The sequence below is a fragment of the Microbacterium jejuense genome (assembly GCF_039544225.1).
Taxonomy (GTDB): Bacteria; Actinomycetota; Actinomycetes; order Actinomycetales; family Microbacteriaceae; genus Microbacterium; species Microbacterium jejuense.
Genome location: NZ_BAABLG010000001.1, coordinates 292346 through 309380, shown reverse-complemented (window position 1 = coordinate 309380; position 17035 = coordinate 292346). Strand labels below are relative to the sequence as shown.

The window sequence follows — 17035 nt, the reverse complement described above, 5'->3', positions numbered from 1 at the left end:
GGGCGCCCGGCATCCCCTCCGCCTCAGTTCAGCGCCGAGGTCAGACGGGCCACGCCGTCGAGGAACGTCGCCTTGGCCGGCTCACGCCGCCACTCCTCGAGGGTGAGCTCGCGGCCGGCGTCGCGGTAGGCCTGCTCGACCTCGCGCATCTGGGCGACGAAGGACTCACCCAGCACCATCATCGAGACCTCCATGTTGAGGCTGAACGAGCGGATGTCCATGTTGCTGGACCCGATGACGGCGATGTCGTGGTCGATCGAGAAGTGCTTCGAGTGCAGGATGAACGGCGCCGGGTACATGAAGATGCGCACACCGGCCTCCAGCAGCGCGTCGTAGTACGAGCGCTGCGCGTGGTAGACCATGCCCTGGTCGCCGATCTCGGACACGAACAGCTGCACCTCGAGTCCCCGTTGGCACGCCGTCGTGATCGCGTAGACCATGGCCTCGTCGGGCACGAAGTACGGGCTCGTGATGATGACGCGCTCGGTCGCCCCGTGGATGAGCGACAGGAAGAGGCGCAGGTTGTTCTCGGTCTCGTAGCCCGGCCCGCTCGGCACGAGCTGGCAGACGAGATCTCCGGATGCCGGGACCTGCGCGGCGGGGACGTGCTCGTCGTCGAGCTGCACGCCGGTCTCGATCAGCCAGTCCGAGAGGAACACCGCGTCGATCTCGGCCACGGCGGGACCGTCGACGCGCGACACAAGCTCCTGCCACTTGAGGCCGCGCTTGATGTTCTTGGGCGAGTTGTAGGTGCGGTCGATGAGGTTCTGCGAGCCGACGAACGCGGTGCGGCCGTCGACGACCACGATCTTGCGGTGGTTGCGCAGGTCGGGTCGCTGGTACTTGCCCTGGAACGGCTGGACCGGCAGCATCCACGACCAGATCACGCCGATGCGGTCGAGCTCGGCGAACGTCTTCTCCTGATCGGCGACCTTGCGCGAGGCGATGTAGTCGGCGAGCAGGCGCACCGTGACACCGCGCTTGACCGCGTTCGCCATCGCGGTGAAGAACACCTCGGTCGTCTTGTCCCACGACACGATGTAGAACTCGACGTGCACGAACTTCTCGGCGGTGTCGATCGCCTGTGCCATCGCGATGATGGATGCCTCGTAGTCGCTGATCAGCTCGGCCCGGTTGCCCGGCACCGGCGGCAGGCTCGTGAGCTTCTCGTTCTGCGCCGTGACCCGCGTGAACCAGGTCGGCCACGACGACGGATCGGCCTTCTCGCTGCCGGCCGCGGCGACCCGGTCACGGAGGATCCCGTCGATGCGAGCCTGCTCGGCGCGTCGCTTCTTGGGCAGCTTGACGTTGCCGATCAGCAGGAACAGCACGATGCCGACGATCGGCAGCAGGAAGATCAGCAGCAGCCACGACATCGCGGCCGTGGGCTTGCGGCCCTTGGGGATGACGATGAGCGCGGTGATGTTGATCGCGAGCACCACGAGTGCCCCGATCAGCCAGCCGAGGTTCGCGAAGAAGGCGGAGTCCACGTGAGCAGTGTGCCGCATTCCACGGCGATCCCGGTACATTCGCGAATGTGACCTCGACCGCCCCCGCTTCTCGACGGCCCCGCTGGCTGCTGCCCACCTTCGCCGGTTACCGCCGCGAGTGGCTCACGCCCGACATCGTCGGCGGCCTCTCAGCCGGAGCGGTGGTGGTGCCCCAGGCGATGGCGTACGCGACGATCGCGAACCTCCCGGTGCAGATCGGCCTCTACACGTGCATCCTGCCGATGCTGGTCTATGCACTGCTGGGCGGCAGCCGAGCGATGAGCGTGTCGACGACCTCGACGATCGCGACGCTCACGGCGACGACGCTCGTGTCGGCGGGCGTCGCGGCCGCGGCCGACGACCCCGATGCCGCGCTCGGCTCACTCGTGCTGCTGACTTTGCTGGTGGGCGCGATCCTGCTGATCGCCTGGCTGCTGAGGCTCGGCTCGCTGGTCGAGAACATCAGCGGCGCCACCGTGCTCGGCCTCAAGATCGGCGTCGGCGCGACGGTCGCGGTCGGCCAGCTGCCGAAGCTGCTCGGCGAGACGGGGAACGTCTCAGGTGAGGGGTTCGTCAACTCCCTCGTCGCGGTCGGCGCGGCTCTCGACAGCGTCAACTGGCCCACAGTCGCGCTCTCGGTCGGCTCGATCCTCGCGCTCGTGGTGCTGCAGCGGTTCGCTCCGCGCGTGCCCGGGACGCTCATCGTGGTCATGGTCGGCATCCTGCTCAGCGCGTTCACCGGGCTGACGGCGGCCGGCGTGGCGCTCATCGACCCGGTGCCGTCGGGGTTCCCGCTCCCGTCGCTCCCCGACTTCACGCACCTGCCCGAGTTGATCCCCGGCGCGCTCGCGATCGCCATCATGGCGTTCCTGGAGTCCGCGGCTGTGGCGCGCGGTATCCGCAAAGCGACCGAGCCGCAGGTCGACAGCAATCAGGAGCTGTTCGCGACCGGCGCTGCCAACGTCATCGGCGCGTTCTTCACGACCATGCCGGCGGCGGGCGGGTTCTCGCAGAGCGCGGTCAACCAGAACGCCGGAGCGAAGACTCAGCTGTCGACGATCGTCACGGTGGTGCTCGCGATCCTGGTGGCGCTGTTCCTCGGTCCGGTACTGAGTCTGCTCCCCCAGGCGACGCTCGCGGCCATGGTGTTCGTCGCGGTCGCGGGACTCATCAACATCCCCGAGCTCGTGCGCTGGGCGCGCATCAGCCGGATCGACTTCTGGATCGCGCTCGTCGTCGCGCTCATCGGCCTGTCGGCGGGCCTGCTCCCCGCTGTCGCCATCGGCGTCGTCATGACGCTCGTCCTCGTCCTGCGTGAGGTGAACATCCCCAAGCTCGACATCATCGACCGAGAGGGCGACGCCGTCGCCGTGCACCTCGGGCGCGGCCTTTATACGGCCAACGCCGCTGAGAACGCCCGCGCGATCGTCGCACTTGCGACCAGCCAGGCGCCGCCCGTCGACGCCCTGGTGCTCGACGTCGAGCGGCTCGACATCGTCACCGTCACGATCCTCGACGCGCTGGAGGGCCTGGACCGCGAGCTGGCTCAGCTGGGCATCGTGCTGTATCTCGCCCGGCTTCCTGAGAAGGCCACAGCCATCGCCCGGAAGACGCCGTGGTTCGAGAGTCTGGAGCAGGGCGGCCGCGTGCACGCCGCCGTCGACGAGGGGCTCGCCGCCGCGTCCGCGGCAGCGGCGAGATGAGGGACCGCTGATGACCGAGCCGCCGGCACCTGCCGCACGCAGGCCCCCGACTTCTCAGCGCGCCTGCCGGTGCGCATGTCGATCCCGGCGCTGATCGTCGGTGTGGTGTGCGCCGTGATGCTGCAGCTCCTCGACGTCGTGCCGGTAGCGCTGGAGAGCGTGCTGTGAGACTCCCTGCCGTCCGCGCTGGGCCTCGCCGACGATACGTGGTGGTGGACGATCGTGGTGCTGACCCGCGACCGGCGTCGCGGTCGGACTGGCGCTGTGACTCATGCCCGGGCACGGCGGACCCGACACCGCGACGACCGAGCTGGTCGCGCCTCCGCTGCCGCTGAAGACGCTGCCGGACCTGGCGATCGTGCTGGTCCTCGGCCTCGCCGTCGGCGTCAGCCTCGGCCCTGAGAACCCGATCATCGCGATCAACATCGCCGTGCTGATCGCCCTGTTCGCCCGCTTCGTGCCGGCGATCCCGCCGTCGCCGACGATCATGCTCGCCGCGTCAGGGACCATCGGCGCCATGTTCGGCACCCCGGTCGCGGGCGCGCTCATCTTCACCGCCGCCGCAGCCGCCATGAAGGGTGGCGGCTCGGTGTGGGACAAGCTCTTCCTGCCGCTGGTCTCGGGCGGCGCGGACGCGATCACCATGCACGTGTTCGGCGTGCCGCCGCTGTCGTTCGGCCTGCCCGCCTACGGCACCCCCGAAGGCATCTGCTCACGGGCGCGATCGTGGTCGTGCTCGCGGCGCTGGTCGCCATGGCGGCGCTGTACACGTTCCCGTGGGTGCACCGCGCGTTCCACGGGCTGCGGCATCCCCTCGTCATCCCGGTGGTCAGCGGACTCGTGCTCGGCCAGCTGGGCGCGATCGGCGGTGGGATCACCCTCTTCAAGGGCGGGGAGCAGATGGGCGAGCTGCTCACGAACCGCGCCGACTACGACGCCGGCCAGCTGGCGCTCATCGCGGGCGTCAAGGTCGTCGCGCTGGTCGTGGCGGCGAGCGCGTCGTACCGCGGCGGCCGGATCTTCTCCGCCACGTTCATCGGCGTGGCGCTGGGCCTGCTCGCGGCGACGCTGATGCCTGCGATCCCGCTCACCCTCGCCGTGCTCGGCGTGGTGCTCGTGTGGCGCGTGGTCTCGCGCGCACGGGAGCTCCGGATCGTCCCCGAGACTCCCGCGGTCGTCGCCTCGAAGCTCTGAGGGCCGATACGGACAGGGGGTGGATGCCGCGGCCCGCGGCATCCACCCCCGCTCACTGTTCGCGCGTCAGTCGCGGGCGTAGGCCGCGGCCAGGTGCGCTTCGAGGTCGACGTACGTGTCGTCCGCGATGTCGAAGACGACCTTCGCGATCTCACCGCCGGCGAAGTCGAACCCGTAGCCGTACAGCGACGACACCGGGTCGGCGCTGTCACGGCCGATGGTGAGACCTTCGCCGCAGAGCGAGAAGTGGCCGAGCACCGTGCGGATCGGCTTCTCGCCGACCTGCTGCTCGTCGATGTAGAGCTTCAGCGGCCCCTTCGGCTCGCGGTAGTCGCCGACGCCCTCCTTGGTGAACTCGACGCCGATGATGTGCCTGCCCGAGGTGGGCGCCGCCGCCGAGATGCGATCCTCGGGCGGGATCCCGAGGAAGTTGTACACGTAATGCACCTGGCCGTCCTTCACCACGAGCGCATGCCCGCCGAACCGGGAGCCGTGGGCGAAGATCACGCCCTCGGTGTCAGCGGTGAACTCCACTTCGGCCGCGATCTTGTACGAGCCGCCGTGGACGTTCGCCGCGGAGCGCTCCGGAACCTCGCTCGTGCCGGGGTAGTAGACGAACTGGCCGGACGGCGGCGCCGGCTGGTGGAACTCCATGGCGACGAACGTCTCGAAGTCCTTCGGGTTTCCGATGATCTGCAGGTCGTTCAACGGCAGCACGAGGTTGGCCTTCGCCTCTTCGAGCCACAGCGCCTTGAGCGCTTCGAGCTTCTCGGGGTGCTCGGCGGCGAGGTTGTGCGCCTCGGAGCGGTCGACGTCGGTGTGGTACAGCTCCCACTCGTCGTTCGGGAAGTCGCCCTTGCCGCTGACCGGACCGTGCACGGTGACCGCCTTCCAGCCTTCGTGCCAGATGCCGCGCTGACCGAACATCTCGTAGTACTGCGTCTGCTTGTTCGTCGGGCCATCAGGTGCCGCCGCGAACGACGGCACCATCGACACACCCGACAGCGGCGTCTGTGCCACGCCGTGGTACGTGTCGGGGAACGTCACGCCGCAGGCCTCGAGGATCGTCGGCACGATGTCGACCGAGTGGTGGTACTGGTGGCGGATCTCGCCCTTGGCCGAGAAGCCTGCCGGCCAGTGGATCACCAGCGGGTCGGCGACGCCGCCCTGGTAGGTGTACCGCTTGAACATCTTGTACGGCGTCGAGAACGCCGCCGCCCACCCCGTCGGGTAGTGGTTGTAGGTGTCGGGCGAGCCGAGCTTGTCGACCATCGACAGGTTCTGCTGCTCGTCGTCGGGGTAGCCGCCGAAGATCTTGCCCTCGTTGACGGATCCGTACGGGCTCCCCTCACCGGACGCGCCGTTGTCGGCGCAGTAGATGACGAGGGTGTTGTCGAGCTGGCCCGACTCCTCCAGGTAGTCGATGATGCGGCCCACCTGTGCGTCGGTGTACTCGCTGAAACCGGCGTACACCTCGGCCATCCGGCTGAACATCGCCTTCTCTTCGGGCTTCAGCGAGTCCCAGGCCAACACCTCGTCGGTCTGCGAGAACGTGCCCTCGGGCATCGGGTTGAGCGGCGTGAGGGCGGTGTCGCCCGGGACGATGCCCTTCTCCTTCATACGGTCGAGCACCCACTCGCGGTACGACTCGTAGCCGTCGTCGAAGGCGCCCTTGTACTTCGCGATGTACTCCTCGGGAGCGTGATGCGGAGCGTGGTTGGCGCCCGGGCAGAACCACAGATACCAAGGCTTCTCAGGCTCTGTCTGCTTGACGTCGCGGATCATCTTGAGCGCCTGGTCGGCGAGATCCTTCGACAGGTGGTACCCGTCCTCGGGCAGGTACGGCTGGTCGATGTAGTGGTTGTCCTCGGCCAGCGACGGGTACCAGTTGTTGGTCTCGCCGCCGACGAATCCGTAGAAGCGGTCGTAGCCCTGCGCGAGCGGCCAGTGCTTCTTGCTGGCACCGGCGGTCCACTCGTCGATGGGCACGTTGTGGTTCTTGCCCACCCAGAACGTCGACCATCCGGCATCCCGCAGGACGTTCGCCATCGTCGCGTTGGAGTCCGGGATGTGGGAGTTGTACCCGGGGAAGCCCGTCGAGGACTCCGAGATCGTCGCGAACCCGTTGAGGTGGTGGTTGCGGCCGGTGAGGAATGTGGAACGCGTCGGCGAGCACAGCGCCGTGGTGTGCCACTGCGTGTACGTCAGGCCGTCCTTGGCGAGGCGGTCCATCGTCGGCATGTTGATGCGTCCGCCATACGGCGACCAGGCAGCCATGCCCGTGTCGTCGTAGAGGACCACCAGCACGTTCGGTGCGTCCTTCGGCGGCTGCGATGGGAGGAACGCGTCCCAGTCCGCCACCGAGTCGCGGACGTCGAGTTCGATCTTCCCCTGGAAATCGCGAGGCACGGAGTTCTCCTTCGTTCACACGTCGAGGGGGCGCCCGAGTGCCCCCACTGTGGACCCTATTGGGTGGCCCACGGCGAAGGAAGGACGCCTGGCCGATTCGCAGCCGGCCCCTCAGTGGGTGACGAACGCCTTCAGCAGGATGAGGATCACACCGAACGAGCCCGCGATGAGCGCGCCGAGCAACCGGGCTGCGAACCTCGGCCGCCAGCGCCCGACGGCGATCCAGCCCAGGACGGCGAGCATGATCGTGTTCACGATGAGCGCGGCCCAGTTCGCGACGACATCGGGGATCACGTGCGACGTGCCGAGGAACAGGATGACGACGGGGACGACGCTCGCGACGAGGAGTCCAGAGGACTCCCGCGCGGCGAACGCCAGGCTGCCGGCGGGCGACGCTTTGCCCCGGGACTCGGCCAGTCGTGCCACGGCACCGGCGTACACATGGGCCGCATAGAACACGAGCACCGTGACGACCACGGTGACGAGGACGGCGAGGGACGCTCCTTTGCCGGCGACGACGATCATCCCCGACACCAGGATGAGGCCGTAGATCGCCTCCTCCGTCATCAGGATCGGCAGTACGGACGGCGAGGACTCGTCCAGGCCGCCGTCCACGCCGGTCACGACGCCTCGGCCCGCCGACGGTGCCGCGAGCGCCGGAGGAGCTTCTCGAGCTCGATGAACACCGGTACCAGCAGCGACAGTCCGAGGCAGGTGAGCCACTCCGTGCCGGTCAGCGACGTCGTGCCGACGAGGCGCTGGAGGAAGCCGATCTCGACCGCGGCGACCGTCAGCGCCAGCGGGATCGCCAGCCACTTCACGGCGACCAGGATCGGCGGCGTGAGCCCCGACTCGGGGTCGCGGCGCATCACCAGTCCGCCGAAGATCGACCCGAGGGCGGCGACCACGAAGGCCATCGTCACGGGCGCGTTCGGCACCGTCGAACTGAGCTGGTCTGGGTAGATCAGCAGCGGGATGAGCGTCGTGATGAAGATGAGTCCGCCGTAGATGAACCACAGCACCACCGCGCCGCCGTTCGCGATCGTCTTCTTCGGATCCCGCGGGGGCTTCTGCATGATGCCCTCGGGCGCGGGATCGAGCAGGATCACGATGACCGGGAAGATCGCGATGAAGAAGTTCAGGAACAGCACCATGATCGGCGTGAGCGGGACGCCGTCGTTGATGTTGAACAGGCTCGCGACGAGGAACAGCAGCACGAGCGAGAAGAGCTGCGACATCTGGAACCGCACGTAGCTGACGATCTTGTCGTAGATCGCACGGCCCAGCTGCACGGCGGTGACGAGGGTGCCGAAGTTGTCATCGACGAGGATCATCTTTCCGGCCTGCTTCGTCACGTCGCTGCCGGAGCCCATCGCGACGCCGATGTCGGCCTGCTTGAGCGCGGCGGCGTCGTTGACGGCGTCACCGGTCATGGCGACGACGGCGCCGTCCTCCTGCATCAGGCGCGCCAGCCGCAGCTTGTCCTCCGGCGTGACCCGGCCGAACACGTGCAGGTGCGGGAGCTTCGCCTTGAGCTCTTCGTCCGACATCGCCTGGATCTCGGCGCCGCTGGCAGCCCCGTCGCCGAGGCCGAGCTGCGCGCCGATCGCCGCGGCGGTGATCGCGTGGTCGCCCGTGATCATGCGGACCTCGATGCCTGCCTCGCGGGCGATCCGCACGGCCTCCTTCGACGACGGCCGGAGCGGGTCGATGATGCCCACGAGCCCCGCGAGGCTGAGGTCCGTCACCTCGGCCATCGCGTCCGCCGGAGCCGGCGTCCCGGGTGCGAGGCGCCTGACCGCGAACGCGAGGACGCGCAGTCCCCGCTCGGAGAGCTGCCTGTTGGCGTCGAGGATCGCCTGTCGCCGTTCCTCGATCGGGGCGACGCCGTCGACCGTGAGCACCGACGAGCAGCGTTCGAGCACGACGTCCGGTCCACCCTTGACGAGCTCGACGATCTCGGTGCCGCCCCCGGCCGCCGGTCGCTCGTGGAACGTCGCCATGAACTTGTAGGCCGAGTCGAAGGGCACCTCCGCAGCCCGGGGGTACTGCACACGTGTGAGGGCGGCATCCGCCCCCATCTTCGCCGCCAGCACGACCAGCGCGGCCTCGGTCGGATCGCCGATCACGTCGCCGTCGTCCGACACCGTCGCGTCGCTGCAGAGCGTGAGCGCCAGCGCGAGCTGCGTGAAGTCGGGCGTCGCCAGGCCGGCGGCGTGGAGGATGTCGCCCGTTTTCTCGTAGCCCGTACCGCTGACGGTGAACCACTCGCCGGCGTAGTACAGCGACTCCACCGTCATCTCGTTCATCGTGAGCGTGCCGGTCTTGTCGGAGTTGATCGCGCTGGTGGCTCCGAGCGTCTCGACGTCGGTGAGGTTCTTCACGACGGCCTTGTGCTCGGCCAGCTGCCGCGACCCGTACGAGAGCATCGCCTGCACGAACGAGGGCATGCCGGTGGGGATCGCCGAGATCGCCATCGAGATGCCGAGCAGTATGACGGAGGTGATCTCCTGGCCACGCAGGAGCCCCGTGATGATGATGATCGCGACGGCGCCCCAGGCGATCCAGCCGAGGACGCCGGTCAGCGAGTCGAGTTCGCGCTGCAGCGGCGACTTCGAGGGCTTCACCGCCGACAGCATCGACGCGATCTGTCCCATCTGCGTGCCCATGCCGGTCGCGACGACGACGACAGTCGCCGTGCCGCGCGTCACCTGCGTGTTCTGGAACACCATGTTCGCCCGGTCGCCGAGGGTCGTCTCCGGGTCGGCGATGACGGCGGCGTCCTTCGCGATCGGCGCGCTCTCGCCGGTGAGCGCGGCCTCCTGGGTCTCGAGCGTCGCCGAGCGGAGGATCCGGCCGTCGGCGGGCACGATGTCGCCGGCTTCGAGCGTGATGACGTCTCCCGGCACGAGCGAGGTCGCGTCGACCTGCAGCAGCACGCCGTCGCGGATGACCTTCGCCTTCGGGATCTGCATCTTGGCGAGGGCGTCGACGGACGCCTTGGCCTTCATCTCCTGCCGCGTGCCGAGGAACACGTTGAGGATCACCAGGGCGCCGACCAGGATGCCGACGCTCACCTGGTTGATGAACAGGCTGATGATCGCCACCGCGACGAGCATCACGTTCATCGGGTCGGCGAGCTGCCGGAGCGCCACCTGCCACACCGAAGGCGGGGGTTCCGACGCGATGGCGTTCGGCCCGTGCTCGGCGAGCCTGCGCTCGGCCTCCGCGCCCGTCAGGCCGGCATCCCGATCGGTGGTGACGCCGGCGACGACGGCGTCCGCTTCCTGGGCGAACCAGGGCGTTTCGGTGGATCCTCCGGTAGCGGTGGTCATGTGTCCGACGCTACCGAGGGGGTGTTCACCCCTCGGGGGTGATCTTGAGGTCCTGCCGGGGCACGACGATCTCACGGATGATGAGCAGGATGGATGCCGTCACCGGCAGGGCGACCAGCACCCCGATGACCCCGCCCAGCGCTCCGCCGACCATCGCCGCGATGAGCACCAGTGCGGCCGGGATCGAGATGGCGCGGTTCATGATCCGCGGGCTCAGCACGTACGACTCGATCTGGATGTAGATGAGGTAGCAGATCAGGAAGATGACGGCCTGCGTGGGACTGGAGAACAGTGCGACCGCTGTGCCGATCACGAGGAAGATGACCGAGCCGAAGAGCGGGATGAGCGTGATCACGAACGCGATCACCGCCATCAGCGCCGCGAACGGCAGGCCGATGAGCAGGTGCAGCACGAACACCGTGCCCGCGTTCAGCGCCGAGAGCGTCACCGAGCCGAGCAGCGCGCTGCCCACCGACGCCGTGATGCGCTCGGTGAGCTCATGCAGCTTCGGCCGGCTGTGCGCCGGGGCGAGCAGGTAGAACGCCTGCTTGGTCGCGTCCAGCGACGCGAGGAAGTACAGGGTCAGGGCGACGACGATGAAGCTCGCCGAGATCGCCGCGACGAAGCCGATGCCGGCGGCGACGATCCCGACGCCGATCGCGGCGTGCGTCGACGGACTCGCGATCCAGTCGGCGAGACCCTCGACCACGCCCGCGATGGCCGCCTGCATGTCGGGCGGGAGGCTCGCGAACCATGCCGTCTGGTCGACCTCGTCGAGCGCGTCCGGGATCGCCTTGATGAACTGCCCGATCTGCGCCAGCAGGGGCGGCAGCACGAACACGAGGAACAGCACGAAGAGCACCGCGAAGCATCCGAACACGATGAGGATCGCGAGCGCTCGCTTGATCCGCTTGCGCTCGAGCATGCGCACGATCGGGTCGAGGCCGAGCGCGAGGAACATCGCGAGCACGATGTACAGCAGGATCGTGCCGATCGACATGAAAGCGGTGCCGAGCAGGATCGCTGCCAGCACCCCGATCGTCGCGAGGAACCCCGACACCAGCGGACGCTGGAAAAGCGCCTCCACGGCCAGCGGCCCGCCCCGACGCCGTGCCACAGGCGCCGCGGGCTGCGGCTCGATCGCGGTCCCGGCCGCGGGTGCGGCCTCGGGGCCTTCCGTGGTGTCGCTCATGCCGCACTCCCCTTGATCGTGTCGTCCTTGCGCCCCGCGACGCCGAGGAACCGGATGAAGACCGCGATCCACCCGAAGATCAGGGCGAACACGATGATCTCGAAGGCTGTCAGCGAGAAGTACCCGACGATGAACAGCACGACCGAGACGACAGTGGCCGCCAGGAACGCCGACGACGCGATGAAGTAGGCGCGTGGCATCCCGCTCAGATTCCGGTACCCGGCGATGAGCAGCACCAGGTAGGCGACCGCCATGCCCGAGGCCGACAGGTTGTGCACCCACAGGTTGACGTCGACCGGGCAGATGCCGACGAACGCCAGCATGATGCCCATGACCACGAACGCCGTGCTCACGAAGCGTGCGACGCCGCGGTGGGCGAGGGTGCCGGCCTCGGCGAGCGCGGCCAGGTCGCGCGAGATGTGGACGGCGAATGTCGTGACCAGCAGGCCGCCCGCGATGAGGGTGCCGTTGAAGATCCAGCTCGACAGGTCGTCGAAGGTGCCCAGCTGGCTGAAGTGCACCGTCCACCACTCCGGGTCGGGGGTGGTGATCGTGGCCGTCAGCGTGCCGATCGAGATGAAGGCCATGAGCAGCGTCGACAGGCGCTGCGTCGTGATGCTCGACGACGACAGATACACGAAGTACGCCGACAGGCCAAGAGTCACCGCCATCAGCACGACGGCCCAGAAGGTGACGACGGGGAGCCCGATGAAGCCGAGCGCCAGGAGCCGATACAGCGCATAGGTGCCCAGGAACGCGAGCGCGACGTGCACGACGACGACCGAGATCGTGTTGACCGTGAACAGCCACGACGGCAGGTCGCGCCGCCACTGCTGCTCGGGCTGCGACCGCGACCGCCAGTAGCCGACGGTGGAGACCACCGCCGCGACCACCGCGGCGCCGATCGCCGCCCACAGCGCGAACGGGTCCTCGCCCGTCAGCGAGAGCGCCGCGGTGAACTGCGCGAGCACGAAGCCGTAGACGGCGCCCACCACCTGTGCGCCGAGCGACAGGTAGAGCGCCTCCCGCTCGGTGCGGGGGGTCTGCTCCGGCGTCGCCCCGGCCGGGGTGACGCCGGACGTGGTCCGGGTCATGGCGTCAGTCTGTACCGATGACCGTCACCCCAGGGGGGTGATTCCCGCAGCGCCGCGGCATGGTTCGCTGTGCGTCATGAGCAGCGGGCAAGACGCGGGTCGCTTCAATTCACGCCTGGCGATCCTGATGGCCATGGCGATGTTCGTCCTCGTGGTCGACACGTCGCTGATGAACGTCTCGATCTCGGCGGTGGTGAAGGATCTCGGGGCGACGGCGAGCGGCGTGCAGGGGGCGATCGCGCTCGAGGCGCTCGTGTCGGCCGCCTTCATCCTGATCGGCGGCAAGACCGGCGACCTGATCGGCCGCAAGCTCGCGTACACCCTCGGGCTCATCGGCTACGCGATCGGCGCGGTCGCGATGACGCTCGCGACCACCCTGACCGCGGTCATCATCTTCTGGGCGATCATCGGCGGCCTCGGGGCATCCCTCCTGCTCCCCTCGATGCAGTCGCTCATCCACGGCAACTTCGAGGGCGCCCACCGCGTCCGCGTCTACGCGACGGTGGGAGCGGCGGCCGCGATCGCGGCCGCCGTCGGACCGCTGCTCGGCGGCGCCATCACGACCTTCCTGTCGTGGCGGGTCGGCTTCCTGCTCGAAGCGCTCACGATCGCCGTGGTGCTCATCGGCGTGCGGCTCGTGAAGGACGTCCCGTACACCGGCGACCGCTCGATCGACCTGTTCGGGTCGCTGCTGTCGATCGTCGGCATGGGCGGCATCGTGCTCGGCATCCTGCTGTGGCAGGAGGGCGCGGCCTACGTCGGTGCGACGATCCTGCTCGGAGTCATCGCCCTCGTCGGCCTCGGGTTCTGGCTGGTGCGCCGCAAGCGGCGCGGCAAGCCGACGCTGCTCGATCCGGCACTGTTCAGCTCCAAGCCGTTCCGCACCGGGGCGACGGGTCAGCTCCTGCAGCAGATCACTCTGGGCGGCACCATGATCGTGCTGCCGCTGTACCTGCAGATGGTGCTGGAGTACAACGCGTTCCTCGCCGGCCTCTCGATCGCCCCGCTGTCGCTGAGCATGTTCGCGATCGCGCTGCTGGCCGGCCGCGGGGTCAAGCGCCGCCCGGCGACGATCATCCTGTTCGGATTCCTGCTGGCGGTGATCGGGCTGATCATCCTGGTACCGCTCGTGCCCGTCGCGACCAACGGCTGGTACCTGGCCATCCCGCTCATCATCGTCGGGTCCGGCCTCGGCATGCTCGTCTCGCAGCTGAACAACTACACGCTGTCGCCGATCGCCGAGGAGCGCGTGAGCGAGGCCGCCGGCGTCAACTCGGCCGCAGGCTCGTTCGGTCTCTCGTTCGGACTCGCCTTCGCCGGCGCGATCCTGCTGGCCGCACTCGCGAGCAGCTTCGCCACCCTCACTGCGCAGAGCACCGTGCTCACCGACGACCAGAAGACGCAGGTCACCAGCGTCCTCGAAGAGGACGCCGAGCTCATGTCGAACACCGGCCTGGAAGAGATGCTGGCCGACGAGTCGCCCGAGACCTCGGCCGAGGTCATCCGCATCAACTCCGAGGCAGGCCCGATCGCGCTGCAGATCGCGCTGTTCGTGCCGATCCTCGCGGCGGCGGCCGGCGCGCTCAACGCGCTGCGGATGCGGCGACTGCCCGACCCCGCCCCCTCGAGCGGCGTCGAGAGCATCGTGGGCTGAGCCCTACGACGGAGGGATGCCGGCGGCCCGCGCCGCCGGCATCCCTCCGTTCCTCTCACGCGCACCGGGCTCAGGAACGTGCCGACACCGCCACCTCTTCGATGAAGGCGACCTGGGCCGCGATCATGCGCGCGATCTCGGCCGGGTCGACGGACTCGTCCGACGCGTGGATGCGGGCCTTCGCGGTGTCTTCGGCGCCCCACAGCACGATGGCCGCATCGGGCGCGATCTTCTTGAGCGACGCCACCAGCGGGATCGAGGCCCCGCTGCCGATGGATTCGACCTCGGCGCCGTACGCCGACTTGAGCGCGTCCTTGGCCGCGACGATCGCCGGGTGCGTCTCGTCGACCGCGAAGGCGTGACCGGTCTTCACCTTGGCCACCTCGACCTCGCAGTTCCACGGGCGCTGCGCGCGCAGGTGCGCCATGAGCGCCTCGAGCTGCGCGTCGGCGTCCGACCCCGGCACGATCCGCATCGACAGCTTCGCGGTCACCTCGGGCAGCAGCACGTTCGACGCCTCGGCGGTGCTCGGCAGGTCCATGCCGAGCACGGTGACCGACGGCTTCGCCCAGATGCGGTCCGACAGCGATCCGGTCCCCAGGTAGTCGACCCCGGGAAGGATCGCCGAGCCGTCGCGGTAGACGTCCTCCTCCATCGCGGCGCCGTCCCACGCCGACGTGTCGACGCCCGGGATGACGGTGTCGCCCGCCTCGTCGTGCAGCGTGTCGAGGATGCGGATCATCGCGGTCATCGCGTCGGGGGCGGCCCCGCCGAACAGCCCGGAGTGCACCGGGAACGACAGCGTGCGCACGGTGACCGTGCACGCCACGTCGCCCCGCAGCGCCGTCGTGAGCCCCGGCCGGCCGACGACCTGCCCGCCGATGTCGGCGATCACGAACGCGTCGGCGGCGAAGCGCTCGGGATTCGCCTCGACGAAGTCCTCCAGGTGCGAGATCGTCTCCTCCTCGCCCTCGACGAGCAGCTTGATGCGGCACGGGCGGTCCTCGCCCAGCAGACGCAGCGTCGCGTAGTGGATCACGAGCCCCGACTTGTCGTCGGCGGCGCCGCGGCCGTAGATGCGGCCGTCCTCGCCGGTGACCGGTTCGAACGGGTCGACGATCGACCAGCCTTGGCTCGCCGGTGCCGGCTGGACGTCGTAGTGCGCGTACAGCAGCACCGTCGGCGACCCCTCGGGCCCCGGCAGATCGGCGTAGACGCACGGGTAGCCGCCCGGCACGTCGACGAGGGCGACGTCGGTGGCCCCGGCCGCCTGGAACAGCTCGACGACCGCCTCGCCCATCCGATGCACCGGCTCGGGGTCGAACCCCGGGAATGCGACGGACGGGATCCGCACGAGACCCCGCAGGCGCTCCAGCACCTCCGGCATCAGCTGCTCAACCTCGGACGCACGATCGGACATGATTCCTCTTCTCGTTCGGACTCTCGGTCGGACTCCTGGCCGTGGATCCCGATCGGGACCCCGGCTGGGCTCTCGGCTCGGTCAGGCAGGCACGACCAGCTGGATCAGCAGGCCCGATGCGACCACCGCGACCCACGAGACCAGCATCGGGATCGTGAACGAGTGCCAGACCGGGATCTGGGTCAGCTTGGTCGAGCCGGTGGCATCCGTCTCGACCGACGCGATCTGCGAGCCGTTCGCGGGGAACAGCCACACGCCGATGAGCGACGGCCACATCGCCGTGATGACCCCGGGCGCCAGGCCCGCGGCGAGCGCGATCGGGATCAGCGTGTTGGTGGTGGCGGACTGGCTCGTGGTCAGGCCGGCGACGATGAACAGCGCCACCGCCAGCAGCAGCGGGTTGGCGACGATGAGCTTGCCGAGGGGCTCGATGATGGTCTCCTGGTTGGCCGAGATGAAGGTGTCGGCCATCCACGCGATACCGAAGAGGGCGACGGCGGCCACGTAGCCCGCCTTCAGCAACGGCTGCTCGACCACCGCGCTCGGCTTGACGCGGCGCACCAGGATGATGACCAGTGCTGCGGTGAACATCACCATCTCGATCACGGTGGCCATGCCGATCGGCACCAGCTCGCCCTCTGAGTCCGGGAACGCCGGCCGCAGGCCCGGGAACAGCCCCAGCAGCACGACCAGCAGCGTGCCGGCGATGAAGATGAGGGCGGCGGTCTGACCGCCCGGGGGCACGGGGTGCTCGATGACGGTGGATGCCGTCTTGCCGGCCGTTCTCGTGCGCGCTCTGCCTGCGGTATCCGAGGGTGCGCCCTCGGCGGTCCCGGCCATCTTCGCGTCGTACCGCGCGCGCAGCGCCGGCGACAGCTCGACGCGGCCATCGGCGACCCGCTTGAGGAACTCGGGGTCGTCGAGCAGGTCCTTGCCGAGACGCTGCTGCACGAACGACGTCGCGATGCACGCGACGATCGCCGAGGGGATCGTGATCAGGAGGATCTGCGGCAGCTCGTAGCCGGTGCCGGCCATGAGCACGAGGTAGGCGGCCATCGCCGCCGACACCGGGCTGGCCGTGATGCCGAGGCCCGAGGTCACCGTCGAGGCGGCCAGTGCGCGCTCGGGACGCTGCCCGTTGCGGTAGGCGGTCTCGTAGATCACCGGGATGAGGGCGAAGAAGATGTTCGACGTGCCCGACAGCACAGTGAACACGAACGCGACGATCGGGGCGACGTAGGTGAGCCGCCGCGGATTGCGCTGGATGATCTTCGAGGCGATCGACACCAGATAGTCGATGCCGCCGGCGGCCTGCATGGCCGAGGACGCGGTGATGACCGCGATGATGATGAAGAAGGCATCGATCGGCGGCGAGCCGGGCTCGAGCCGGAACACGAACACGAGGATCGTGGTGCCGACAACACCCCACAGTCCCAGGCCCAGACCGCCGGTGCGGACGCCGAGCATGATGGCGCCCAGCACCACGCAGGCCTGCAGGATGACGAGAACGGTTTCCATGTCGCTCCTTTGCCACTGCGCGGCGG

General features: G+C 68.8%; 12 protein-coding genes. 3 read left to right on the top strand and 9 right to left on the bottom strand.

The features are described 5' to 3' along the window. Window positions 1–23 precede the first annotated feature (23 nt). On the bottom strand, window positions 24–1490 hold the full coding sequence (gene cls / locus ABEA46_RS01380) for a cardiolipin synthase (protein ID WP_345542524.1): 1467 nt from the start codon (window positions 1488–1490) through the stop codon (window positions 24–26). Window positions 1491–1537: 47 nt separating this feature from the next. On the opposite strand from cls, the gene ABEA46_RS01375 reads away from it, so the two are divergent. Continuing rightward, window positions 1538–3193, top strand: a complete 1656-nt coding sequence (locus tag ABEA46_RS01375; protein ID WP_345542523.1) for a SulP family inorganic anion transporter — start codon at window positions 1538–1540, stop codon at window positions 3191–3193. A 54-nt stretch (window positions 3194–3247) separates the two neighbouring features. Here the strand turns inward: ABEA46_RS01375 and ABEA46_RS01370 are convergent, their stop codons facing one another. After that, window positions 3248–3838: a hypothetical protein gene (locus ABEA46_RS01370; RefSeq protein WP_345542750.1), complete on the bottom strand. Its 591-nt coding sequence runs from the start codon at window positions 3836–3838 to the stop codon at window positions 3248–3250. Between ABEA46_RS01370 and ABEA46_RS01365 the strand changes: the two genes are divergently transcribed. After that, window positions 3785–4387, top strand: a complete 603-nt coding sequence (locus ABEA46_RS01365) for a chloride channel protein (protein ID WP_345542522.1) — start codon at window positions 3785–3787, stop codon at window positions 4385–4387. The genes ABEA46_RS01370 and ABEA46_RS01365 overlap by 54 nt on opposite strands. Window positions 4388–4453: 66 nt before the next feature. On the opposite strand, the gene ABEA46_RS01360 is transcribed toward ABEA46_RS01365, so the two are convergent. From ABEA46_RS01360 to ABEA46_RS01340, 5 genes are all read right to left on the bottom strand, one after another. Continuing rightward, complete coding sequence (locus tag ABEA46_RS01360) at window positions 4454–6796, bottom strand: arylsulfatase (protein ID WP_345542521.1); 2343 nt, start codon at window positions 6794–6796, stop codon at window positions 4454–4456. Window positions 6797–6907: 111 nt separating this feature from the next. Then, window positions 6908–7420 carry a hypothetical protein gene (locus ABEA46_RS01355; protein WP_345542520.1) on the bottom strand — a complete coding sequence of 171 codons (513 nt, stop codon included), beginning with the start codon at window positions 7418–7420 and terminating at the stop codon, window positions 6908–6910. Further along, complete coding sequence (locus ABEA46_RS01350; protein ID WP_345542519.1) at window positions 7417–10131, bottom strand: cation-translocating P-type ATPase; 2715 nt, start codon at window positions 10129–10131, stop codon at window positions 7417–7419. The genes ABEA46_RS01355 and ABEA46_RS01350 overlap by 4 nt, the downstream gene beginning before the upstream one ends. A gap of 25 nt (window positions 10132–10156) precedes the next feature. Then, window positions 10157–11323 carry an AI-2E family transporter gene (locus ABEA46_RS01345; protein WP_345542518.1) on the bottom strand — a complete coding sequence of 389 codons (1167 nt, stop codon included), beginning with the start codon at window positions 11321–11323 and terminating at the stop codon, window positions 10157–10159. Continuing rightward, window positions 11320–12417, bottom strand: a complete 1098-nt coding sequence (locus ABEA46_RS01340; RefSeq protein WP_345542517.1) for a DUF998 domain-containing protein — start codon at window positions 12415–12417, stop codon at window positions 11320–11322. Before ABEA46_RS01340 ends, ABEA46_RS01345 begins: the two co-directional genes overlap by 4 nt. A 76-nt stretch (window positions 12418–12493) precedes the next feature. Here ABEA46_RS01340 and ABEA46_RS01335 point away from each other — a divergent pair, with 76 nt between their 5' ends. Beyond that, on the top strand, window positions 12494–14071 hold the full coding sequence (locus tag ABEA46_RS01335; RefSeq protein WP_345542516.1) for an MFS transporter: 1578 nt from the start codon (window positions 12494–12496) through the stop codon (window positions 14069–14071). Window positions 14072–14141: 70 nt separating this feature from the next. Here ABEA46_RS01335 and ABEA46_RS01330 read toward each other — a convergent pair whose 3' ends face one another. Beyond that, window positions 14142–15491 carry a M20/M25/M40 family metallo-hydrolase gene (locus ABEA46_RS01330; protein ID WP_345542515.1) on the bottom strand — a complete coding sequence of 450 codons (1350 nt, stop codon included), beginning with the start codon at window positions 15489–15491 and terminating at the stop codon, window positions 14142–14144. 81 nt (window positions 15492–15572) lie between these two features. Beyond that, the gene (locus ABEA46_RS01325) at window positions 15573–17009 is read right to left on the bottom strand and encodes an anaerobic C4-dicarboxylate transporter (protein WP_345542514.1); all 1437 of its coding nucleotides are present in this window, start codon (window positions 17007–17009) and stop codon (window positions 15573–15575) included. Window positions 17010–17035: the final 26 nt, after the last annotated feature.

What these genes read in the sequence shown, in the direction of transcription:
- ABEA46_RS01330 (WP_345542515.1), bottom strand. Translation starts at nt 15,491, where the DNA reads ATGTCCGATCGTGCGTCCGAGGTTGAGCAGCTGATGCCGGAGGTGCTG.
- ABEA46_RS01325 (WP_345542514.1), bottom strand. Translation starts at nt 17,009, where the DNA reads ATGGAAACCGTTCTCGTCATCCTGCAGGCCTGCGTGGTGCTGGGCGCC.
- ABEA46_RS01335 (WP_345542516.1), top strand. Translation starts at nt 12,494, where the DNA reads ATGAGCAGCGGGCAAGACGCGGGTCGCTTCAATTCACGCCTGGCGATC.
- ABEA46_RS01350 (WP_345542519.1), bottom strand. Translation starts at nt 10,131, where the DNA reads ATGACCACCGCTACCGGAGGATCCACCGAAACGCCCTGGTTCGCCCAG.
- ABEA46_RS01370 (WP_345542750.1), bottom strand. Translation starts at nt 3,838, where the DNA reads ATGGTGATCGCGTCCGCGCCGCCCGAGACCAGCGGCAGGAAGAGCTTG.
- ABEA46_RS01345 (WP_345542518.1), bottom strand. Translation starts at nt 11,323, where the DNA reads ATGAGCGACACCACGGAAGGCCCCGAGGCCGCACCCGCGGCCGGGACC.
- ABEA46_RS01340 (WP_345542517.1), bottom strand. Translation starts at nt 12,417, where the DNA reads ATGACCCGGACCACGTCCGGCGTCACCCCGGCCGGGGCGACGCCGGAG.